Raw genomic sequence first — 22,421 nt, forward strand, 5'->3', positions numbered from 1 at the left:
ATCGCGGCGGTCCGGCATCCGCACGGCCGGATGCCACGGTCAGTGTACGCGGCGGAGCATCCGGGCCGATGCGGTCGCCCGCTACCGCAGGAGGTGCCCCGCGGTCAAGGGCGCCGCCCGAGCCGACATAGACTGGAAGTCGTGCATTCAGAGGAAACCGTCGACGTCGTGCTGATCGGCGGGGGCATCATGAGCGCCACGCTCGGCTCCCTGCTCTCGCGTTTGCAGCCCGATTGGAGCATCCGGGTCTACGAGCGACTCGGCGAGGTCGCGCAGGAGTCCTCGAACGCCTGGAACAACGCGGGCACCGGCCACGCCGCCCTCTGCGAGCTCAACTACATGCCCGAGGGCAAGGACGGCTCGGTCGACCCGGCCAAGGCCGTCTCGATCAACGAGCAGTTCCAGATCAGCCGCCAGTACTGGGCCCACCTCGTCTCGACCGGTGCGCTGCCCGAGCCGAACCGGTTCATCAACTCGACGCCGCACATGACGTTCGTGCACGGCGCGAAGAACATCGAGTACCTGCGCAAGCGCGTCGACGCGCTGAAGGACCAGCCGCTGTTCCCCGGGCTCGAGTACACCGAACGCCAGGACGAGATCGCCGAGTGGACCCCGCTGCTCGCCAAGAAGCGCAACCCGAAGCAGAAGGTCGCCGCGACCCGCATCGCCGCGGGCACCGACGTCGACTTCGGCGCGCTCACCCGGTTCCTGTTCGACGACCTGAAGGCGCGCGGCGGTGAGGTCGTCACCGACACCCAGGTCACCTGGCTGAAGCGCCAGAAGGACGGCGCCTGGAAGCTGAAGCTGCGCCGACTCGTGGGTAACACGCCCGCCGAGGTGCGCGCCCGGTTCGTGTTCGTCGGCGCCGGCGGCGGGGCGCTCGCGCTGCTGCAGCACTCGGGCATCCCCGAGATCAAGGGGTTCGGCGGGTTCCCCATCTCGGGGCAGTTCCTGCGCACCACCAACCCGAAGCTCGTCGCCCAGCACCGGGCCAAGGTGTACGGCAAGGCCGCCGTCGGCGCGCCGCCGATGTCGGTGCCGCACCTCGACACCCGCGTCGTCGACGGCGAGACCGCCCTGCTGTTCGGCCCGTACGCCGGGTTCACGCCGAAGTTCCTGAAGCGCAGCACCTGGTTCGACCTGCCGTTCTCGGTGCGCGCGCACAACCTCGGCGTCATGCTGCAGGTGGCGTTCCGCAACTTCGACCTCGTGAAGTACCTGGTCGGCGAGCTGATGGCCACGCGTGAGAAGAAGCTCGACGCGCTGCGCCAGTTCATGCCCACCGCCAAGCGCGAAGACTGGGAGCTGATCACCGCCGGCCAGCGGGTGCAGGTGATGAAGCGCGACGGCGACAAGGGCGGCGTGCTGCAGTTCGGCACCGAGGTGATCACGGGCGCCGACGGCACCATCGCGGGCCTGCTCGGCGCCTCGCCGGGCGCGTCGACTGCGGCGCCGATCATGCTCGACGTGCTGCAGCGCTGTTTCCCCGACCGGTTCGCCGACTGGGAGCCGACGCTGCGCGAGATGATCCCCTCCTACGGCACGAAGCTGTCCGACGACCCGAAGGCGGCGGCGGCGTCGCTCGCCGAGACCGCCCGCGTGCTGCAGCTGCAGGCCTGAGACGACCCTCGCGGTCGGAGTGCGTCGCACTCGAACGCATCTGCCTGATGCCGCCGCGCTGAGCCGGGGCTACACTCCTCGTCCATGGACATGCTGACGGGGGATCGGATCGCTGCGGCCGGCCTGGCCGACTGGCGCAAGCTGGGCCAGGGGGTGCACGCCCGCTACCTGGTCGACGGCTTCTCGACCGCGGCACGCTTCGTCGTCGCGGTGGGCGAGGCGGGCGATGCGCTCGGTCACCACCCGCGCGTATCGATCGGCACCGGGCACGTCGATCTCGAGGCGGTCAGCGACGACGCGATCTACCGCGACGACGACGGCACCGAGTACGTCGTGGAATGGGTGACGCAGCAGGACGTCGACCTCGCGCGACGGATCACCGAGATCGCCGCCGAGCTCGGGCTCGTCGCCGACCCGGCATCGGTCAGCGAGATCGAGCTCGGCCTCGACACGGCCCGCTCGGCGACCGTCGCGCCCGTGTGGGCCGCCCTGCTCACCGGCGACGCCTCGTCGCAGGGCCGCGGAACCCCGAGCGACGAGATCCGCGACGCCACCGGGAGGGTGCCGAACCTGTGGTTCGGCGACGGCGACGACCGGGAGGCTTCCCGTCAGCGGTTCCACCTCGAGGTCTACGTGGCGCCCGACGTCGCCGAGCAGCGGATCGCCGCCGCGCTCGCCGCCGGCGGTACCGTCGTCGACGACCGCGAGGCGCCCGGGCTCACGGTGATCGCCGACCAGGACGGCAACGAGGGCGTCGTCTGCGTCGACGTGTCCGCGGCGCCGCCGGTCGAGTAGCGCCGCCGCGGAGCACGCGTCTCGACCGGCGGATGGAGCGTCCTCCCAGCGAACCCCCTGGTGCGATCGGATGCCTCGTGCTACCGTCGTACCCGCTATGAAGTGAGCACATCCCATCGTCCCGCGCCTGAGGCGCCGTTGACCCCGGGTGTGCTCTTCCACTGATCGCGACAGTCTCGCGTGCACCCGATTCGTCGACGGCGAATGCCCGGCGGGATCCATCCTCCGCTCCCGGGGCGCCGCGCGTGCCGCGGCGTCTCGGGAGCCGGCTCGCGAAACGGGGCATCCATGGCTGTACGTCTTTCCCATTCCGACCATCTGCGCGCCGACGGCCTGTCCGTCGCCTACGGGGACCGGCGCGTGTTCTCCGACCTCGACCTCACCGTCTCGCCCGGGCAGCGCCTGGGCCTCATCGGCGAGAACGGCGTCGGCAAGTCGACCCTGCTGGCCCTGCTGGCCGGCACCTCGGCCGACCAGGCCGTCGTCGACGGCCGTCTGGCACGGCCCGAGCGCACCGGCCTGCTGCTGCAGGAGCCGCCGTACCGGCCGGGCGATCGCATCGGCGAGGTGCTCGAACGGGCGCTCGCCGAGGTGCGGGCCATCGAGCGCGAGCTCGATGCGGCCGCGTCGGCGCTCGGTGATCCGGGCAACGCGGACGACGACGGCGAGGCCGCCGCTGCGGCATCCGCTCGGTACCAGGCCGCGCTCGACGCGGCCGAACGCGCCGAGGTCTGGTCGGCGCCCGCGCGCCGCGACGAACTGCTCGAGGGCCTCGGCATCTCGGGCATCGACCCCGACCGCACGGTCGGCGAGGTGTCGGGCGGTCAGCGCAGCCGGTTCGCGCTGGCGGCGCTGCTGCTCGCGGCGCCCGACGCGCTGCTGCTCGACGAGCCGACGAACCACCTCGACGACGCGACCGCCGCGTTCCTCGAGACCCGGTTGCGCGCCTGGCGCGGACCGGTGGTGTTCGCGAGCCACGACCGCGAGTTCCTCGACCGGGTCGCGACAGGCCTCGTCGACCTCGACCCGGGTCGGGCGGGTGCGCTCGCGCTCGCGCGGACCGGTTCGGGCGAAGGGCCGGACGGCCTGTCGCCGTCCGACGGTCTCGCGTCCGCGGGCGGCCAGGTGTTCGGCGGGAGCTTCTCGGAGTTCCTGCGGGTGAAGGCCGACGAACGCGACCGGTGGCAGCGGCAGTACGAGGCAGAGCAGGACGAGCTGCGGCGGCTGCGCCTCGCCGCGGCCGACACCGCACGGCAGGTGTCGCACGGCCGCGGACCGACCGACAACGACAAGTTCATCGCCAAGTTCAAGCACTCGCGCACCGACCAGGCGGTGTCGCGCCGGGTGCGCAACGCCGAGGTGCGGCTCGCGACGCTCGAGCGCGAGCAGGTGCGCAAGCCGCCGGCGCCCCTCGAGTTCGCGGGCATCCCGTCGGGTGCGCACGCGCTCGGCGAGGCATCCGGCCAGCTGGCCCAGGTGACGGATGCCTCGGTCGGCGACCGGCTCGTGATCGGCACGCTCGCGATCGCCCCCGAGACCCGCCTGCTCGTGACGGGCGCGAACGGAGCCGGCAAGTCGACGCTGCTCGGCCTGCTCGCCGGGCGCGTCGCGCCCGACCGGGGCACGGTCACGCTGCGCAAGGGACTGCGGGTCGGCCTGCTCGAGCAGGATGTGCGGTTCGCCGATCCGGATGCCTCGCCGCGCACGCTGTACGCGCGCACGGTGGGGGAGCGGCGTGCCGAACAGGTGCCGCTCTCGGGGTTCGGCCTGCTGGCGCCGCGCGACCTCGATCGGCCGGTCGGCGTGCTGTCGACCGGGCAGCAGCGCCGGCTCGCGCTGGCGCTCGTGATCGCGCGGCCGCCGCACGTGTTCCTGCTCGACGAGCCGACGAACCACCTGTCGCTCGGGCTCGCGACCGAGCTCGAGGAGGCGCTGGGCGGCTACCCCGGCGCGGTCGTGATCGCGAGCCACGACCGGTGGCTGCGCCGGCGCTGGGCGGGCGAGGAGCTGCGGCTCGACGCGGGCCGCGTGGCGGGCGCGTCGGTCGCTGCGTGACGGACGAGCCGGGAGTGCCGGGCGCGCCGGGTTGCGGGAAATTCGAACATGTGTTCGAATGTCGGGGTGCGGTGGAGCGGGCAGGAGTTGGGCGTCGAGCAGGTCGACGCGCTGCCCGGGCTGGCGCGGCTGAACAACCTGGTGCGCTCGGTGCAGACGCCCGAGTTCGCCGGCATGACGTTCCACGAAGTGCTCGCCAAGTCGGCGCTCAACCGCGTGCCGGGCCAGTCGTACGTGCCCTTCGGCTGGACGATCAACCCCTACCGGGGCTGCAGCCATGCGTGTGCCTATTGTGTCCACCCCGACACCATGATCACGATGGCCGACGGACGCGAGTGCCGGCTCCGTGACATCCGCGTGGGTGATGAGGTGCTCGGCACCCGAGTCGACGGCCGGTACCGCCGGTACACGCCCGCGAAGGTCCTCGCGAAATGGACGACGCGGAAACCTGCCTACCGTGTTCGCCTGGCCGACGGCACGACGATCATCGCGAGCGGTGACCACCGATTCCTGACCGAGCGGGGCTGGAGGCACGTCACCGGCGCGATGTCCGGAGCGGGGCAGCGCCCCTACCTGACGACGTCGAACCGTCTCATGGGGTTCGGCCGGGCCGGCACTCGAACACAGATCCCGATCTTCTCTGAGGACTATGCCCTCGGGTACCTCACCGGCATGATCAGGGGCGATGGCATGGTCTTTCGCGGCGACTACCGGCGTTCGAACGGTGGGATCAACCGTGTCAGCCAGTTCCGCCTCGCGCTGGCCGACCTGGAGGCGCTCGACCGAACGAGGGGATACCTGCGCAGGTACGGAATCGACCTCCCCCGTTCGAATTCGCTCCGGCAACTCCCACGCGGAGGCGAATGGTCGGCATCCGCACCGCGCAGCGTGCGCATGTCGAAACCATCGAATCGCTCATCGCATGGCCCGACGCGCGCTCGGCAGGATGGGACGCCGGCTTCCTCAGCGGCGTCTTCGATGCCGAGGGGTCGTGCAGCGGTGGCATCCTCCGTTTCAGCAACTCCAACGAGGAGATCCTCACGTCGATCGAGCGGGGGCTCGCTCGGTTCGGTCTGGCTTCCATTCGCGACCCGGTGCGGCTCAACGGTGTGGCGAACATCCGCTTGCTCGGCGGGCTGCCGGCGCGTTCTGCCTTCTTCGGCATCGTGCAGCCGGCGATCACGCGCAAATTGTCGCTCATCGGGGCGGCGGTGAAGACCGTCGCCGATCTGCGGGTCGTGTCGATCGAGCCGATCGAGGGCGGCTCGCAGCAGCTCGTCGACATCACCACGACGACGGGCGACTTCATCGCGGAGGGCGTGGTGAGCCACAACTGCTTCGCGCGGCCCACACATCAGTATCTCGATCTCGACGCGGGCGACGACTTCGACCGGCAGATCGTGGTGAAGGTGAACGTCGCCGACGTGCTGCGCACCGAGTTGGCGCGGCCGTCGTGGGGGCACGACCCGGTCGCGCTGGGCACGAACACCGACCCGTACCAGCGTGCCGAGGGCCGGTACCGGCTGATGCCCGGCATCATCGACGCGCTCGCCTCGAGCGGCACGCCGTTCAGCATCCTCACCAAGGGCACGCTGCTGCGGCGCGACCTGCCGCTGCTGACGGATGCCTCGCAGCAGGTGCCGATCGACCTCGCGATGTCGATCGCCGTGTACGACGACGACCTGCAGCGGTCGGTCGAACCGGGCACTCCGTCGACCGATGCCCGACTCGCGACGGTGACGGCCGCGCGCGACGCGGGGTTCGACTGCACGGTGTTCCTGATGCCGATCCTGCCGTACCTCACCGATACCCGGGCGCATCTCGACGATGCGCTGCGGCGGGCGAAGGCGGCCGGCGCGACCGGCGTCATCCACTCGGCGCTGCACCTCAGGGGCGCGGTGAAGCCGTGGTTCCTGCAGTGGCTCGAGCGGGAGCACCCCGAACTGGTGCCGAAGTACCGGGCGATGTATCCGGGGGCGGCGGCCTACGCGCCGAAGGCGTATCGCGACTGGCTGGCCGAGCGCATCCGCCCGCTCATCCGGGCGCACGGACTCGTGCGCGTGCGCGAAGATCCGGCGACCGGGGGCGTGCGCTTCACCGCCCGGTCGGCCGGCGCGCGCATCGGCCGACCGGGCGCTCCGGGTCTCGCCCCGCCCGCCGCCGGCGCCGTCGGACCGGCCGCGCACGACACCGCGCCGACCCTCTTCTGACGCCCCGCACACGATCACCGCCGACACAGAACCTGCGCGCATCCGCGCTCGATGGGATAATCCGGACAGGCCGGTCCACCGGCCGTACGCACAGACGCGTCGGACCCGAACGGAGGCGGCATGGCGTTGGGGTTGCCCGATCACCTCTCCCGGGGCGTCATGAGCCGCGCCTTCGCCCGCGCCGGGCACGCTGCCGCGCTCGTCTGCGTCGCCGTCGCCGGCATCGTCGGCCTCGTCGTCGCGATCGGCGCCGTCGAGCCGCGCGGGCTCATCGCGTTCGGCGTCGCGCTCGCGTTCGCAGGGCTCATCGGACTCATCGACCTGCGCCCGACGATCACGAACACGCTCGTCTACCTCGCCGGCGGGACGGCGATCGTCTTCGCCGCCGCGGTGCTCGTGATGAGCCGCGACGACCTGTTCACCGACTCGAACAACGTGCTGCTCTCGCTTCCGCGCACGGCGCTGATCCTCGTCGGCGGCGCCGGCATCGGCACGGGCATCGCCGTGGTCTGGGCGTCGCTCGGCTGGGCGCTCGGCGAAGCGGTGGTTTTCGTGGCGTGCACCATCGTGGGCGGCGCGTGGGTGATCAACGTGCCGTCGCTGCTCGTCCTGCTGATGCTCGTCGCCATCCGCAGCTTCGACGGCCTCGCACGCCGATCGCAGCGCCAGCGGGCGATCGGCCTCGCCCGGGCCGGTCGCCAAGCGCGCGAGCTCGCCCTCCGGCACGAGTACGAACTCCGGGCCACCGCACGACTGCACGACACCGTGCTCGGACATCTCGTGGCGATCTCCGACGCCGGTTCGGGGCCGGTGAGCGACCGGTTGCGCGCCGGCATCCGGCACGACCTGGGGCTCGTGATCGGCCGCGACTGGGCCGTCGATCGCCGGGGCGAATCCGCGCCCACGGCGACGGTCGGCGACGCGCTGCCGCCCGAACTGCTGCCGCTCGCCTTCACCGCGATGGCCGACGCGAGCCTGCGGGTGCGCGTCACGGGCGACCTGTCGGTGCTGTCGCGGGTGCCGCCCGAGCAGCTCGCCGAACTCGACGCCGCGGTCGCGCAGTGCATCGTGAACGTCGCCCGCCACGCGCAGGTCGACGAGATGGAACTCGCGGTCGGCGTCGGCGGCGGCGAAGTGACGGTCGCCGTCATGGACAGCGGCGTCGGGTTCGACACCTCGCACGTGCCCGAAGACCGCATCGGCCTGCGCACCTCGATCCGCGCCCGGGTCGAGCAGGCCGGCGGCACGGTGCGGCTCTGGTCGACCGAAGGCATCGGCACGACCGTCGTGCTCACCCTGCCGCTGGAACCCCACGACGATCGTCCGACCGCGGGGGAGGCGAACGCATGAACACCGGCCTGCGCATCACGCAACAAGAGCTCGATCCGCTCGGCGCCGTCGCGGCGCGGGGCCTCGTCCTGACCGGCGCGGTCGCCGCGACCCTGCTCGCCACCGGGCTCACGCTCGTGCACGCCGGTGAACTGCGCTCGGCGCCCGCGGCCGCGCTCGGGGTGCTGCTCGTCGCAATCGCCGGCGCGATGGCCGTCATCGGCACGTCACCGGCACGCGGCCCGTTCACGTCGGAACGGCTCGGGCTGGTCGTCGTGCTCGCCGGCGGCGGCGCGATCGCCGAGTTCGTGTCGACCGCCGGCGAGGACCGCTACCTGTACGACGATTACGGGGCCGCGGTGGTGGGGCTGCTCATCCTCGTGCTCGCACCGTTCTGCAGTTGGCGTGCGCTCGCGCTCGCCGGCGTGCTGTCGGCCGCCGTCCTCTCGATCCTCGTCGTCGGCGGCACGTCGATCGTCGTGCCCCTCGGCCCGCTGCCCGCGACGATCCTCGTGCGGGTCGCGGTGGTGCTCGCGATGTCGGCCGCGGCGGCCGCGTATTCGGCGTCGCTCGCAGCCGACGTGCTGCGGTGGCAGCGGGAGGCGAACCGCGCCGCGCTCGCCCGCGCGGTGGCCGCGGCATCCGGTCGCTCGCGCCCCACCGCGGGGCGCACCTCGCCGGTGGCCGTCCTCTCAGGCGAGGTGCTGCCGTTCCTCGCCGGGGTGATGACCTCCGACCGCATCAGCGTCGACGACGCCGACCGCGCCCGCGATCTCGCCGAGGCGCTGCGCCGGGCCGTGCGCGAGGGCGTCGAGGCGACCTGGCTCGACGATCTCGCGAGCGCGCTGACCGCCGACGAAGGCATCGCGATCGAGGTCGCCGACGAGGCATCCGATGCACGAAGCTTCACCGAAGACCAGCGCTCGGCCGTCGCTGCCCTGCTGTCGTGGCTCGCGGGCGGCGGCCGCACCTCCGCGGTGCGCGTGGTCCTGCGTCGCCAGGAGGGCGCCGGCACCTCCGCAAGCCCGCCGAGCGTGCGCCGCGCCGCGCGCCGGTTCGCGCTCGACGACGCGGCCAGCAGCCTCGGCCACGTCGTCATCGACGCGACACCCGGCCCGCGGCCGCCGAGCCGTCGCGAACTGCGCCGCTTCGCGTCGATCGCGCGCGCGTTCGGCATGGGCGCTCGCACCGCCGTCACAGGAGAGAATGTGATGGTGGAGTTGCGATATGTCATCGAGTGAACGGGTGCGCGACTGATGGCGAAGCTGTACTTCCGATACGGCGCGATGAACTCGGGCAAATCGACCGCCCTGCTGCAAGCCGCGTTCAACTACGAAGAACGCGGGCACGAGGTGCTGCTCGCCAAACCGGCGGTCGACACGAAAGGCGACCGCGAGATCGTGTCGCGACTCGGCGTGACCCGCGAGGTCGACTTCACGATCGGCCCAGACGACGAGGTGCTGCCGCTGTTCGAACGGCAGCGGGCCGCGGTCGTCGAACGCACCGGGCGCGACGTGAGCTGCCTGCTCGTCGACGAGGCGCAGTTCCTCACGGCGAACCAGGTCGACGATCTGCTGCGCATCGCCCTCATGGACGACGTGCCGGTGCTCGCCTACGGCATCCGCACCGACTTCCAGACCGTCGCGTTCGGCGGCAGCCGGCGCCTGCTCGAGGTGGCGCACTCGCTCGAAGAGCTGAAGACCATCTGCCGGTGCGGGCGCAAGGCGATCTTCAACGGCCGGCTCATCGACGGACGCTACGTCTTCGACGGCGACCAGGTCGCGATCGACGGGCAGGATGTCACGTACGAGTCGCTGTGCGGCGCCTGCTACCTGCAGGAGTCGGGCGGGGTGCTGAACGGGCGGCACTGAGGCGTGGGCGGGCGGACCTCGCTCGCGCTGCGGCCGGTGGGGACACCCGCAGCGTAGAGCCGAACATTGCTCGGATACTAGCCCGCAAGCGGGGAGAGCCCGCGGCTCGTGCCTCCGGCGGCGGTGACTCAGGGCGGTTCGGATGCCTCAGCTCACGACCAGCAGGACGAGCAGACCGTTCGACACGGCATGCGCGATGATCGCCCCGCCGATGCGGCCGGTGAGCGCCGCGAGGATGCCGCACCCGAGCCCGACCGTGAACGAGCTGAGCTCGAGCACGACTGCGGTGCCCGGCGAGGTGGCCTCGAGCAGGTGCAGCAGGGCGAACACGAGCGCCGTCGCGACGATGCCGATCGCGGCCGCCGTACGCGGGCGGGCGCTGGCCGCGCGGGAGCGGTCGGTGACTGCGCGCTGGGTGAGTCCGCGGAAGAACACCTCTTCGATGAGCGGGCCGATGAGCACCGGTGCGACGAGCAGGGTGAACCAGGCCCACGCCGGGTCGACGCCGAACGCGACGCCCGATCCCGACATCCGCCCCCAGACGGCGGTCTCGATCACTGCCGAGACCCCGCGCACAAGGCATCCGACCCCGAAGCCCCAGAGCAGGTCGATCCACCGGAACCGCAGGCCGAGGTCGTGCACGAACGATCCGCTGCCGTGCCTGCGCACCGCGACGACGACGGCGATCGCGAGCGGGATCCAGACGACGAGGTAGGCGGCGAACAACTGCACCGGCTCGGGGATGACGACGGTGCGGACGAGCCATCCCCACGCGACGATCGCGACGATCGCGACGACCAGGGCGACCGCGCCGACGACGAGTCGGCGCCGCGCGTTCGCAGCCGTCTCAGCGGCGTCGTCGCCGAGACGTGCGCCGTCAGAACGGTTCACGTACGTGAGCGTAACGGTCGAACTGTGGCAGCATGATCGAAGCGGACGTTTGCGGCGGGGGCTGCGGGACGCGTTGGGGGGCTTGTGGAGCTTTCGGACTACATCCGGGTGCTGCGGCAGAACTGGATCATCATCGTCGCCTGCGCGCTGCTCGGGATCGGCGCGGCGGCCGCGTACTCGTTCGTGCAGACCCCGAAGTACAGTTCGTCGGCGAAGGTGTTCGTCTCGACATCGACCGGCGGCACCATCGGCGAGATGCAGCAGGGCAACGCCTTCACGCAACAGCGGGTGACGACGTACGCCGACCTGGCGACGACGCCGATCGTGCTGCTACCCGTCATCGACCAGCTTCGGCTCGACGTCACTGACGACGTGCTGGCCGCGAACGTCGGCGCCGTCGCCCTCAACGACACAACGCTCATCGAGATCACCGTCACCGACGAGTCGCCCGCGCGCGCCGCGCAGGTCGCGACCGCCGTCTCCGAGAACCTCACCAAAGTGGTGGGAGCGATCGAGTCCACCGAGAGCACGACGGCCGACGGGCAGACCACCGCGTCCTCGCCGGTGAAGCTCACCCTCGTGCAGCACGCGGCCGTGCCGCAGCGGCCCGTCAGCCCGAACGTGCCGCTCAACCTCGTGCTCGGCGGGCTGATCGGACTGGCCATCGGCGTCGGTATCGCGGTGCTGCGCGCAACGCTCGATACGCGCATCCGCAGCGAGCGCGACATCGAGCAGATCACCGAAACGCCGATCATCGGCGGCATCGTGTTCGACCCGAAGGCGAAGGACCGTCCGCTCATCGTGCACGCCGACCCGCACTCACCACGGGCCGAGTCGTTCCGCGCGCTGCGCACGAACCTGCAGTTCCTGGAGCTCGATCGGCCCGAGCGGGCGTTCGTGGTCACGTCCTCGATCGAGGGCGAGGGCAAGTCGACGACAGCGGCGAACCTGGCGATCGCGATCGCCGACGCCGGCTCGCGGGTGCTGCTCGTCGACGCCGATCTGCGGCGACCGAAGATGGCGCAGTACCTGGGTCTCGAGGGGGCGGCCGGTCTCACCGACCTGCTCATCGGACGGGCCGACCTGCAGGACGTCATCCAGCCGTGGGGGCGCGGCGAGATGTACGTGCTGCCGGCCGGTCGGGTTCCCCCGAATCCTTCCGAGCTGCTGGGCAGCGCCGCCATGCAGAAGGCGGTGGCGGAGCTCGCCCGGGCGTTCGACGTCGTGCTGTTCGACGCGCCGCCGTTGCTGCCGGTCACCGATGCGGCGGTGCTGTCGCGCACCGTCGGCGGGGCGATCGTGGTCGTCGCGGCGGGTCGCGCCCACCGGGGGCAGTTGAAGGGCTCGATCGACGTGCTCGCGAACGTCGATGCGCCGGTATCGGGCATCGTCATCACGATGTTGCCGACGAAGGGCTCCGACGCGTACCGGTACGGGCGATATGGGTACGGATACGGCTATCGCTACGGACCAGCGGCGGAACCGGCGGAACCGACGGTGACGTGACATGCGGGTGCTGTTCGTCTGCACGGGCAACATCTGCCGCTCGCCGCTCGCCGAACGTCTCTTCGCGGCACGGCTCGAGCGGCTCGGTGTCGATGCCGTGGTGTCGAGCGCGGGCACGCGCGCACTCGTGGGCAGCGCGATGACACCCGAGGCGCTCGATGTGCTCGTCGCCGCGGGCGTGGAGCCCCGACCGCACTCGGCGAGATCCCTGACACCCGACCTCGTGCGGCAGAGCGACCTGGTGCTGACCGCGACGCGCGCCCACCGCGCGGAGGTCGCGTCACTCGTTCCCGCGGCATCACGGCGGGCGTTCACCCTGCGGGAGTTCGCACGCCTCGCCGAGTTCGTCCTGCTGAACGGCACCGGCTCCGCGGCATCCGCGGAGCATCCTGCCGCGATGCTGCAGCATCTCCTCCAGGCCGTGCCCGCCCAGCGCGGCCTCGCCGTTCCGCCGGCCGCGCCGGAGGACGACGACATCCTCGACCCGTACGGCCGTGCACCCGACGTGTACGCCGCAGCGGGGGAGCTGATCGAACGCGCCATCGATGCGATCCTGAGTCCGCTCGCTATGCCGATCGTCCGGGGCGACCGTGTCGGTACCTGAGCTTCGCCGCCCCACCCGGGGAGGCCGGTCATGCTGACTCGCGCGGCACGGCCGACCTCGTCGTGGATGTCGACGGCCGACTGGTCGGATGCGCTCGTCATGCGGGTGCGCGTGACCGACCTGCTCGTGCTGCTGTGGGTGGTGTTCGGCACGCAGATCGGATGGCTCGGCATCGACCGCTCCGCGACGGGGTTCAGCGGCTCGCGTGATGACATCGCGATCAGCTACACCGTGCTGTCGCTCGTGATCGTCGTGAGCTGGATGGTGGCACTCGAGCTGTACGACACCCGATCGCCGCGCGTGCTGGGCGTGGGTACAGCGGAATACAAGGCGATCGCCGACGGCGCGGTGCGGCTGTTCGGCCTGGTCGCGATCGTCGCGTTCCTGTTCAAGGTGGATGTCGCGCGCGGCTACGTGCTCATCGCGTTCCCCCTGGGGTTGCTCGTGCTGCTGTTGTCGCGATGGATGTGGCGGCAGTGGCTCGGGATGGTGCGACGCCGCGGCGGGCTCACGACCCGTGTGCTGCTGATCGGCTCCGAACAGTCGGTGCGCACGATCGGGCGGGCGCTCGTCCGGATGCCTGAGGCCGGGTACCAGGTCGTCGGCGTGTGCGTCCCCGGCGGATCAGGTGAGACTCTCGACGGCACCAGCATCCCGGCCGTCCGGACCTTCGCGAACCCGCTCGCCGTGATGCGCGACTTCGGCGCCGACACCATCGTCATCACGAGCGCCGACGAACTCGGCCCCGAGCGGGTGCGCGAACTCAGCTGGGGCCTCTCGGCCGGCGCCGAGCACCTCGTTGTCGCCCCGAGCCTCATCGACATCGGCGGCCCGCGCATCCACACCCGCCCGGTGGCCGGGCTGCCGCTGATGCACGTGGAGACCCCGCGGTTCGAGGGCCGCAAGCTCGTCGCGAAACGCGCGTTCGACCTCGTGGTGGGTGGCGCGCTCGCCGTCGTGCTCTCGCCGATGCTCGTCGGCGTCGCGATCGCGGTCAAACTGAGCTCGCCCGGCCCGGTGTTCTTCCGGCAGACCCGCGTCGGCAAGGGCGGACGACCGTTCCAGATGCTGAAGTTCCGCTCGATGCGAGATGGCGCCGACGCGGAGCTCGCGGCGCTCCTGCGCGAGCAGGGCGCGGGCGATACCCCACTGTTCAAGGTCAAGGAGGACCCGCGCATCACCCCCGTCGGGCGGATCCTGCGCAAGTACTCGCTTGATGAATTCCCGCAGCTCTTCAACGTGCTCGGCGGCTCGATGAGCCTGGTGGGGCCTCGACCTCAGGTACCGGCCGAAGTCGAACTGTACGACCGAGGTGCGCACCGCCGCCTGCTCGTGCAACCCGGCATGACCGGCCTCTGGCAGGTGAGCGGCCGCTCTGCGCTTACCTGGGAGGAGGCGATTCGGCTCGACCTGTACTACGTCGAGAACTGGTCGCTGACCGGGGACCTGATGATCATGATCCGGACGGCTCGCGCGGTGCTGGCGCCGGGTCGGAGTGCGGTGTGACGGCGAGCAGGGTGGCACTTGGCCTGGTCAGCTCACCGACGAGACGAACGTATGCGCCATGCCGACGGGCTTTTTCTGCGAGAACGGGACTCGAGCCTGCTCATCTGCGAATCCGTACGCGACGAGCATCACGATGCGTTGGTGCTGTTCCAGTCTGAGCAGCTGAGCCATGGCCTGCTCGCGTGATCGGATGTCAGGCCAATTGATGCAGAGTGTGGAGACGCCTGGCGCCTCCAGAGCCAGGATGAAGGACATCGCTGCGAGCGAGCCGTCGATGTAGATGAGATGACGGTCGCGCTCATCGGCGAACGCCGAGAGATCGCCGACGATGACCGCGAGGGCGGTCAATCCGTGCACATATCCCGCAGTGCCCATAGGCACCGCAGCGACCTTCGGAACCAGGCTGGGCTCGTCGACGAGATAAAACTCGTATGGCTGACGGTTGCACGCCGTCGGCGATTCCAACGCGATCTCAACGGCCCGTTCGACGATGCTGCGTGGCACCGGCTCCGGACGGTACCAGCGTACCGAAGAGCGTCGTCGCGCAAGATCCTCGAGGTCGTCGATACTGACCCTAGTCGCCTTCGACGCCGGGCGGTCGGGCGCGGCGTTTCCCGCGTTGTACCCAGAATCGTCGACAAGCGGGGACTGTCAGGACAACGGTGGATCTGGATCTGGCCTGACCGAAAGGAAGGGCGATGACCGATGTCATCGAGATGATCGATCCTGTGGCCGGAGAGATCATCGATCAGCAGCAGATCGCCGCGCAGTTGCTCGCGCAGGCGAAGGAGCAGGGCGTGAGCCTGGTCGGCCCGGGTGGGCTGGTCGGGAACCTCACCAAGACGGTCTTGGAGACCGCGCTCGAGGCCGAGATGACCGAGCACCTCGGCTACGAGAAGCACGGCGCCAGCGAGGGTGACAACGCCCGCAACGGCACCCGGTCCAAGACGGTGCTCACCGCGGTTGGCGCGGTTCAGATCGACGTGCCGCGGGACCGTGACGGGTCGTTCCAGCCGAAGATCGTCCGCAAGCGGCAACGCCGGCTGGACGGGATCGACGAGATCGTGCTGTCGCTGACGGCGCGGGGGCTGACCACGGGTGAGGTGGCGGCGCACTTCGACGATGTTTACGGCGCGAGCGTGAGCAAGGACACGATCTCGAAGATCACGGACAAGGTCATCGAGGAGATGACCGAGTGGCAGAACCGCCCGTTGGACCGGGTCTACCCGGTGGTGTTCATCGACGCGATCGTGGTGAAGGTCCGGGACGGGCAGGTGCGCAACAAACCGTTCTACGTCGCTGTCGGCGTCACCACAGCCGGGGAGCGCGAGATCCTCGGGATCTGGGCCGGCGACGGCGGCGAGGGTGCGAAGTTCTGGCTGGGCGTGCTCACCGAGCTGAAGAACCGCGGCGTCGAGGACGTCTGCATCGTCGTCTGCGACGGGCTGAAGGGGCTGCCCGAGTCGATCACCACCACGTGGGAGCTCGCGGTCGTGCAGACGTGCATCATCCACCTGATCCGCAACACCTTCAAGTTCGCGTCCCGCAAGTACTGGGACCAGATCGCCCGCGACCTGCGGCCGGTCTACACCGCCCCGACCGAGGCCGCCGCGAAGGCAAGGTTCGAGGAGTTCGCGGAGAAGTGGGCGAGCATGTATCCCGCGATCCGCAAGCTCTGGGAGAACGCCTGGAGCGAGTTCATCCCGTTCCTGGACTACGACATCGAGATCCGCCGCATCATCTGCTCGACGAACGCGATCGAGTCTCTCAACGCCCGCTACCGACGAGCGGTCAGGGCACGAGGGCACTTCCCGAACGATGCCGCCGCGCTGAAGTGCCTCTACCTCGTGACCCGCTCGCTTGACCCCACCGGGCGAGGACGGGCACGCTGGGTCACGAGGTGGAAGCCGGCGCTGAACGCGTTCGCGATCACCTTCGAAGGCCGCATCAACTGAAATGCGCCAGACCAGATCCACCGTTCATCGGACACACCCCGAACGGGTGCCGGTGGGCGGGGTTCGCCTACTCGGCCTCAGCCTTGCGCGATCGGCGCACAGTGGTGAGCACGAGCACGAGTGCGGCTCCGAGCACGATCGCACCGACGGCGATCCAGATCCAGAGCACCGGCAGGTCGAACCCGGTCGCCGCGGTGCCAGTCGTCTTGCCGGCGGTGTCGGCCGGTACGACGGTGAGTGTGCCGGTGGCGACATACTGCCCCGCCGTCACGGTCACGGTGTACGTGCCCGGCGTGTTCGAGGAGACCTGGTACGACACGGTGCCCGAGGCATCCGTCGGTCTCGATGCGGTCGCGGCCTTCAGCACCGCCAGCGTGACGGCGTCGGGCGCGGTGGCCGTCGACGGTGTGCTGGGCGGCAGGCCGGTGAAGGTCATGGTGCCCACCTGGCCGACCGTGAGCGTCAGGTTCGTGCCCTGGCCGACGTATCCGGTGCCACCTTCTGAAGCTTGTGCGGCCGCGGGCGCTGCGAACAGTGCCGCGGCGGCGACGGCGATCGTCGCCAGGATCCTTCGAATCATGAGTACCGAACCCCCGTTTTGGTATCAGATCGATGCAGGCCACCCCGTACGGGGTACACACAACACGCTCACCATACGGCAGAGTCGCATGAGAGCGCGACCCTTTGGGGTTCGATCGGTGTCATCAACGGCGTCGATTCGATGATCGGCTGCTTGGATCCGGACTCGCCGCCGAGGAATCCGAAGGTGTAGGTCGCGGTCTCACCGGGCGCGAGGGTTGACACCACCTTGCTCAGGGTGTATCCCGTGTCGGACGTCGGATGGTAGCCGGTGGGCTCGCCGTTCAGCTTCACGCCGAGGTTGTAGCTGCCGAGTTCGCTGTAGGCGTGCACCGTGGTGCGGATCGAACCGGGCGGGGTGCCATACCTGCCGCCACCGGTCACATAGGCGGGCAAGCTGGTGGCGGCATCGCCGGGTGCGGTGTTCGTGAGCGTGACGTGGATCTCGTAGAGCGGTAGACCATCGTTACGGCAGGTGACGGTGCCGACGTCGATGCCCAGTTGCAGGAAGCGGTCCATCTTCGATCCGGTCGCGTCGTTGAAGTACACGCCGAACGCCTGCTCGTCGTCGCCGCCTTCGGGCAGTGCACCCACGAGCGAGGTGCCGGTGAGGGCCGCCTGCTCGTTGGCGTCCGCGTTCCAGATCAGGATGCGTCGTTCCGCACCGGCCTGGGCGAAGGCGTCGATGAGTGCACGGGGGTCCGCGCCGCCCGCGGCGAGCGCGTCGAATGCGGCGGCCGCGACCTCGGCGAAGATCGCATCCTGCTGTGCGACCTCGTACCGCAGATACACGTCTTGCAGCAGGAAGGTCACCGCGTTGTCGGCCGATATCACGTCGCCGGTCGAGAGGGTCAGCGGCCCGGTCGCGCGCAGCAGGTAGCTCAGCATCACCGGGTCGACCGCGACGACCGTCTGCACCTCCTGCCCGAAACGCTGTCGCCACATCTCGCGGGCGACGGTGGCCGCGAGTGGGAACTGCGGGGTGAACGTCGCATCCTGGATGTACCGCGCGGTGTTGTCGCCCCAGAGCGCGCGAGTCTCGATCGGCAACTGGACGACCGGCGGGTCGAACCGCGGGAAGTCGCTCGAGCTCGCCTGCTGCACGAGCCCGATGCCGCCGCCGTCGGCGTGCACGAGCGCGAGTGCACCCGGGATGCCGCCGAGCGAGCGCAGTTCGGCGTTGTTCTGGAACAGCAGCAGGATGTCTCGGGGCCCCGCCGCGCCGAGCATCGGCGGCAGCAGGGTGGTGGCGCGGTCGAGCGCGCCGACAACGTCACGCGCCTGCCCGATGAGGTCGACGTACTCGTCGCGGGCGTCGGCGAGCGGGCCGATGACGTCGGCCGCGGCCACCCGCGGCTGCTCGACGATCGCCGCGGCGGTGTCCATCGCCACCCGCGCCTGGTGTGCCGGCTCCTGCAGGTCGACGATCGGCTGCAGGTCGATGCGATTGCCCACGGGCGCGAACCGCGCCAGATCCATGCCCTCGGCGGCCGCGGCCAGCGGCAGCACGGCGCCCGACGCCGCACGATCGACCGATGCCGAGATCGACCGCAACACCTCGAGATTGGGCCCGAGCCCAGGAATCGATTCGTATAGGCGCCAGATCGGGTCGCCGGTGAGCGACGCCGCGGATGCCGCGTGGTCGGCGAGGTCCCGTGCGGTCTTCGGCGCCGCAGCGGCGTCGGCGTCGAGGATCTGCTCCTGCGCCTGCCGGGCGAGCGGCACCGCCGCCTCGAGCTCGTTCTTGGCGAGGAGGGCGCGGATGCCGACCCAGGCCAGCGAGAGCACGAGCAGGGCGGCGAGGCCGACCAGCGACCAGGTGAGGATGCGGCGGGTGCGCTTGCGGCGGCGCGCGGTGCTCGAGCGATGGTGGTGGCCTGAGCCGTGGGAGCGGCCCGAACCGGAGTGTGATCCCCCGCTGGACCGGTGCGCCCGATCACCGCCTGCCGCCCCTTTCTCGGATCCGCGGGAACCGCGCACCGCATCACGTCGGGCCGGCACCCTATCCCCATGGGTTCCACCCGACGACCCCGAACCCCCGGAAGACGGCGTCACGGTCAGTAGCGTAACCCGGGCGTTACGAGGCCTGCCATCCGAGTAACGCACTTCGAAGGTAACCTTGTCCATCCTTCTCCCCCGGCATCCCTACCTCGACCGTCATGCCGTGATCGTGCAATGCCGGATCAATCGGCTCAGTCACTTCGATCGGGTCACAGGCAAACCCATCCGCAGTTATCAGCACGGCCGTTCATGGGCGATGATCCATGTCGACGCGACGAAATTCGGTGACACGGCAGATGGTGGTGGCAGCGGTTCGTCGGCGAGCAGCAGGGCGAGCGGCTCCGAGAAGCGACGGCTGGGACCATGCCCGCGTCTGCAATTCAGAGAGAACCGCAGCTAGCCAATAGCGAACTGCTGACGGGCTCAGCTGAAGAGACTGTAGCGATGAGCGCCTCAACACTTGCGACCGTAAACCGCTCTTCCATATAGTGTGTGACCGTGCGCACGTATGGTACGGGCGAGCGCACCAACGGACCGAAATCCGGGGAGTGAGGTTCGCCTTGTCCGAGCGGAATCAGATCCGCCACGGTATCGAGCAAGTCGTCGAACGCGGAATGTGCATCGGCTGCGGCGCCTGTGCCATTCGTACTGGCGGCGCAATTGCAGTCACCCTCGGGTCCCGCGGCCTGTACCAGGCGAACCTCGCGACAGCGACCTCCGAACAGATCTCTCTCGCAACTCGAGTTTGCCCGTTCTCCGACGCTGCCAAGAACGAGGACGCCCTCGCATCGGAACGATTCGGCGATCTTCCGCACGACGATCGAATCGGCCATTACTCGGCTGTGATGGCGGGCCGCCTGACGGAAGATGACTCAGTCGTCCAGAGCAGCTCGGGTGGGCTGGCCACCCGGCTGCTCAGCGGATTGCTGGAACGTCGAGTGGTCGACTCAATCCTGCACGTCGGTCGCTCTGACGGTTCGGAATTGTTCGAGTACGTCGTCTCGTCGAGCGTCGATGAGCTTCTCAGCGCGCGCAAGTCGATGTACTACGCGACGACGCTCGCTGAAGTCGGTGCAGCGCTGCGGCCCGACAAGCGTTACGCGGTCGTCGGAGTTCCGTGCTTCATCAAGGCGATGCGACTGCTCGCCGACGAAGTGCCTGCGCTGAACCGTCAACTCGCGTTCTTCGTGGGGATTGTGTGCGGACATCTGAAGAGCACGTTCTTCGCGGAGTCGCTCGCGTGGCAAGCGGGAGTGCCGCCATCGAGTCTGGAGACGGTGGACTTTCGAGTGAAGAACCCCACACGTGCTGCGAACCGATATGACTACTCCGCGACTGCGCGGACAGGAGAACGCGTCGTCAGGCCGGTTGCTTCGGCGATCGACGGGTCTTGGGGATACGCAGCATTCCAACCTGAGGCCTGCAATTTCTGCGATGACGTGTTCGCGGAGACCGCTGACGTCGTGTTCGGTGATGCTTGGCTCGAGCAGTACCAGCGAGATTGGCGCGGTACCAACATTGTCGTTACCCGAGACGCGCGAGCGACGGAGATCCTCCGCGCCGCAGAGGACACTGGCGCGGTGGTGCTCACGGATCTCGGTCCGGACGAGGCGGCCCGTTCACAGGCAGGGAACTTCCGTCATCGCCGCGTCGGCCTTCGCGTCCGCCTCGCCGACGACATCGCCGCAGGACTCAGCGTGCCGATCAAGCGTGTTTCCCCCAGCACTGATGGTGTGAGCAGAGGGCGCATCCGGCTGATTCGACAGCGGCGTGATATCTCACGAATGTCCCTCGAATGGTTCGAGCAGGCGAGAGCGACAAATGACCTTGATCACTACATCGATCGGATGCGAACGGCAATCGCTAGGTACCAGCGAGTCGACGCCGCCCAACGTGGTCCGATCGCCATCCTGAGGTATCTGGTACGGAAGGTGCGCGGAACCAAGCGGTAGGAAGAACGTCTCGGAACGGGGTCAGGGGTCCGAACGACCGACATAGAGGAGCTCCACCTCGATTCCGCTCGGTCGTCTTCCCGGTCAGCGGATAGCTCGAATTGCCGAAGCACCCTCATGGGTCATCGGCCGAACTCATCCACCATGAGGCCCCCGGTGAGACGGCGCGCACGTCCAAGCGGCGGTCAGCGGGCGCCAGCAGCGGGTTGGTTCGCTTTGGGAGGTCAGCGCAGTACGCGGCCTTGAACTCCGGGCCGGGATCGTCGGACTCGAGAGCTGTCGACGCCGGGGCGGTTTCAAGTCATCGTCGCAACACCGGGGACGTGAGGCGAGGCTATCAGCGTCGGGAGGACGGCCGCTGGCGATCGTCCTTGGAGGACCTTTCGGGGTCTCGCGTTGAGTTCGTCCTCGACGGCACGGAGGTGTCCGGCGGAGTAGATACTGAGGTCGGTGCCCTTCGGGAAGTAGTCGCGGAGGAGCCCGTTCATGTTCTCGTTGCTGCCGCGCTGCCAGGGCGAGTGGGAGTCGCAGAAGTAGACCGGCACGCCCAGCGATTCCTTCACTCGGAGGTGGCGCGCCATCTCGGTGCCTTGGTCCCAGGTGATCGACTTCAGCAATTCGGCAGGCAGATCGCTCATGCGCGCGACGAGCGCGTCGTGGAGGGCATCCGCGTCTCTGAGCGGCAGATGGAGGAGTCGGCTGGTCCGTGTCTGTCGCTCCACGAGCGTGCCGATCGCGGAACCCTGCTCCTTCCCGATGATGAGGTCTCCTTCCCAATGGCCAAGCTCTGAACGGTCGGCGGGATCGAAAGGGCGGTCGTGGATGGTCAGCATCGGCTGCTCGAAGCGCGGGCGGCGCCGGTCGGTGCCCTGCTGCGCTCGTCGGTGTTGCCGGCCTGTCCGCAGCGGTGATGGCTTGTGCGGGGCGAGGCGGGTGGGCCGCGAGAGCGGCGATCCGGGGCGATAGACGGCCTGGTAGATGCTCTCCGTGCTCAGGTGCATCGTCGCGTCCGTTGGATACTTCGCTCGAAGGTGAAGGCTGATCTGCTCGGGGCTCCACCGCTGCTGCAGCAGTTCGTCGACCTCGGCGAATAGACGGTCCTCGCTGTCGATCCGGGGGACATGGTTGCGGCCGCGGCGGGCGACAGCGTGCCGGTGAGCTTCGAACGGACGGTACCGATCACGACCAGTCGAGTTCCGCGCGACTTCGCGGGCGATGGTCGATGGCGACCGGCCCAGTTCCCTCGCGACTGTACGCATGCTCTTGCCGGCACGAAGAGAATCACCGATCTGGATCCGCTCATCTTCGGAGAGGAACCGCTCGCTGATCTCACGGACGGCAAGACGTTCGAGAGGTGCGACGAACCCGACGACTACGCCGCCACGGTAGGTCTTGTAGCCGCGGGACCAGTTATGCCCTGCCGTCCGCGAGACTCCGACTTCGCGGGCCGCTGCCGCGATGCTCCACCCCCGCTCGCGGAGCTCCATGAACCTTCTCCGCTTGGCCGACTGCGGGCGACGCCCAGGACCCTTCTTCACACGACGAGA

The 22,421-nt window shown here is 69.5% G+C and carries 17 protein-coding genes and 3 pseudogenes; 15 read left to right on the forward strand and 5 right to left on the reverse strand.

All coding sequences use genetic code 11. The features are described 5' to 3' along the window. The first annotated feature begins 30 nt into the window (after window positions 1–30). The 9 genes and pseudogenes from MTO99_RS00385 (at window position 31) to MTO99_RS00425 (ending at window position 9,880) form a co-directional block, all read left to right on the forward strand. Window positions 31–1,620, forward strand: a complete 1,590-nt coding sequence (locus MTO99_RS00385; RefSeq protein ID WP_435520777.1) for a malate:quinone oxidoreductase — start codon at window positions 31–33, stop codon at window positions 1,618–1,620. Window positions 1,621–1,704: 84 nt separating this feature from the next. Beyond that, a complete protein-coding gene (locus MTO99_RS00390) occupies window positions 1,705–2,415 on the forward strand; it encodes a 4a-hydroxytetrahydrobiopterin dehydratase (RefSeq protein WP_243555980.1) in 711 nt (236 codons plus the stop codon). A gap of 288 nt (window positions 2,416–2,703) precedes the next feature. Then, on the forward strand, window positions 2,704–4,470 hold the full coding sequence (locus MTO99_RS00395) for an ABC-F family ATP-binding cassette domain-containing protein (RefSeq protein WP_243555982.1): 1,767 nt from the start codon (window positions 2,704–2,706) through the stop codon (window positions 4,468–4,470). A 66-nt stretch (window positions 4,471–4,536) separates the two neighbouring features. Beyond that, a pseudogene (locus tag MTO99_RS00400) lies at window positions 4,537–4,764 on the forward strand (Rv2578c family radical SAM protein); the annotation flags it as partial. Window positions 4,765–4,788: 24 nt separating this feature from the next. Next, window positions 4,789–4,926 (forward strand): annotated as a pseudogene (locus MTO99_RS00405) (hypothetical protein); the annotation flags it as partial. Between the two features lie 407 nt (window positions 4,927–5,333). Then, window positions 5,334–6,680: a radical SAM protein gene (locus tag MTO99_RS00410; protein ID WP_243555984.1), complete on the forward strand. Its 1,347-nt coding sequence runs from the start codon at window positions 5,334–5,336 to the stop codon at window positions 6,678–6,680. 159 nt (window positions 6,681–6,839) lie between these two features. After that, a complete protein-coding gene (locus tag MTO99_RS00415) occupies window positions 6,840–8,030 on the forward strand; it encodes a sensor histidine kinase (RefSeq protein WP_243555986.1) in 1,191 nt (396 codons plus the stop codon). Beyond that, on the forward strand, window positions 8,027–9,250 hold the full coding sequence (locus MTO99_RS00420; RefSeq protein WP_243555987.1) for a hypothetical protein: 1,224 nt from the start codon (window positions 8,027–8,029) through the stop codon (window positions 9,248–9,250). Before MTO99_RS00415 ends, MTO99_RS00420 begins: the two co-directional genes overlap by 4 nt. 15 nt (window positions 9,251–9,265) lie before the next feature. Next, window positions 9,266–9,880, forward strand: coding sequence for a thymidine kinase (locus MTO99_RS00425; RefSeq protein ID WP_243555989.1), 615 nt, complete (start codon window positions 9,266–9,268; stop codon window positions 9,878–9,880). Between the two features lie 147 nt (window positions 9,881–10,027). On the opposite strand, the gene MTO99_RS00430 is transcribed toward MTO99_RS00425, so the two are convergent. After that, a complete protein-coding gene (locus MTO99_RS00430) occupies window positions 10,028–10,771 on the reverse strand; it encodes a CPBP family intramembrane glutamic endopeptidase (RefSeq protein ID WP_243555991.1) in 744 nt (247 codons plus the stop codon). 84 nt (window positions 10,772–10,855) lie between these two features. Between MTO99_RS00430 and MTO99_RS00435 the strand changes: the two genes are divergently transcribed. The 3 genes from MTO99_RS00435 to MTO99_RS00445 are packed head-to-tail and all read left to right on the forward strand — an operon-like array spanning window position 10,856 to window position 14,387. Further along, complete coding sequence (locus MTO99_RS00435; protein WP_243555993.1) at window positions 10,856–12,277, forward strand: tyrosine-protein kinase domain-containing protein; 1,422 nt, start codon at window positions 10,856–10,858, stop codon at window positions 12,275–12,277. Between the two features lies 1 nt (window position 12,278). Next, on the forward strand, window positions 12,279–12,881 hold the full coding sequence (locus MTO99_RS00440) for an arsenate reductase/protein-tyrosine-phosphatase family protein (protein WP_243555995.1): 603 nt from the start codon (window positions 12,279–12,281) through the stop codon (window positions 12,879–12,881). A 30-nt stretch (window positions 12,882–12,911) separates the two neighbouring features. Beyond that, window positions 12,912–14,387 carry a sugar transferase gene (locus MTO99_RS00445; protein WP_243555997.1) on the forward strand — a complete coding sequence of 492 codons (1,476 nt, stop codon included), beginning with the start codon at window positions 12,912–12,914 and terminating at the stop codon, window positions 14,385–14,387. 27 nt (window positions 14,388–14,414) lie between these two features. On the opposite strand, the gene MTO99_RS00450 is transcribed toward MTO99_RS00445, so the two are convergent. Continuing rightward, window positions 14,415–14,954, reverse strand: coding sequence for a nitroreductase family protein (locus tag MTO99_RS00450; protein ID WP_256461044.1), 540 nt, complete (start codon window positions 14,952–14,954; stop codon window positions 14,415–14,417). A 149-nt stretch (window positions 14,955–15,103) separates the two neighbouring features. Here MTO99_RS00450 and MTO99_RS00455 point away from each other — a divergent pair, with 149 nt between their 5' ends. Continuing rightward, a complete protein-coding gene (locus tag MTO99_RS00455) occupies window positions 15,104–16,342 on the forward strand; it encodes an IS256 family transposase (protein WP_243558862.1) in 1,239 nt (412 codons plus the stop codon). A 67-nt stretch (window positions 16,343–16,409) separates the two neighbouring features. Here the strand turns inward: MTO99_RS00455 and MTO99_RS00460 are convergent, their stop codons facing one another. Then, window positions 16,410–16,922 carry an RAD23 family protein gene (locus tag MTO99_RS00460; RefSeq protein ID WP_243555999.1) on the reverse strand — a complete coding sequence of 171 codons (513 nt, stop codon included), beginning with the start codon at window positions 16,920–16,922 and terminating at the stop codon, window positions 16,410–16,412. A gap of 68 nt (window positions 16,923–16,990) precedes the next feature. Beyond that, entirely contained in the window at window positions 16,991–18,901 is a 1,911-nt protein-coding gene (locus MTO99_RS00465) for a DUF4012 domain-containing protein (protein ID WP_243556001.1), read from the reverse strand. A 178-nt stretch (window positions 18,902–19,079) separates the two neighbouring features. Here MTO99_RS00465 and MTO99_RS00470 point away from each other — a divergent pair. Together MTO99_RS00470 and MTO99_RS00475 are read left to right on the forward strand one after the other, a co-directional pair. Continuing rightward, window positions 19,080–19,282, forward strand: a pseudogene (locus MTO99_RS00470) (IS481 family transposase); the annotation flags it as partial. Between the two features lie 200 nt (window positions 19,283–19,482). Beyond that, window positions 19,483–20,874: a Coenzyme F420 hydrogenase/dehydrogenase, beta subunit C-terminal domain gene (locus MTO99_RS00475; protein WP_243556003.1), complete on the forward strand. Its 1,392-nt coding sequence runs from the start codon at window positions 19,483–19,485 to the stop codon at window positions 20,872–20,874. A gap of 296 nt (window positions 20,875–21,170) precedes the next feature. On the opposite strand, the gene MTO99_RS00480 is transcribed toward MTO99_RS00475, so the two are convergent. Then, window positions 21,171–22,412 (reverse strand): IS30 family transposase, encoded by a 1,242-nt coding sequence (locus MTO99_RS00480; protein WP_435520778.1) that lies wholly within the window; start codon window positions 22,410–22,412, stop codon window positions 21,171–21,173. Window positions 22,413–22,421: the final 9 nt, after the last annotated feature.

Origin of the sequence: Agromyces larvae, from assembly GCF_022811705.1 — a bacterium.
Lineage (GTDB): Bacteria > Actinomycetota > Actinomycetes > Actinomycetales > Microbacteriaceae > Agromyces > Agromyces larvae.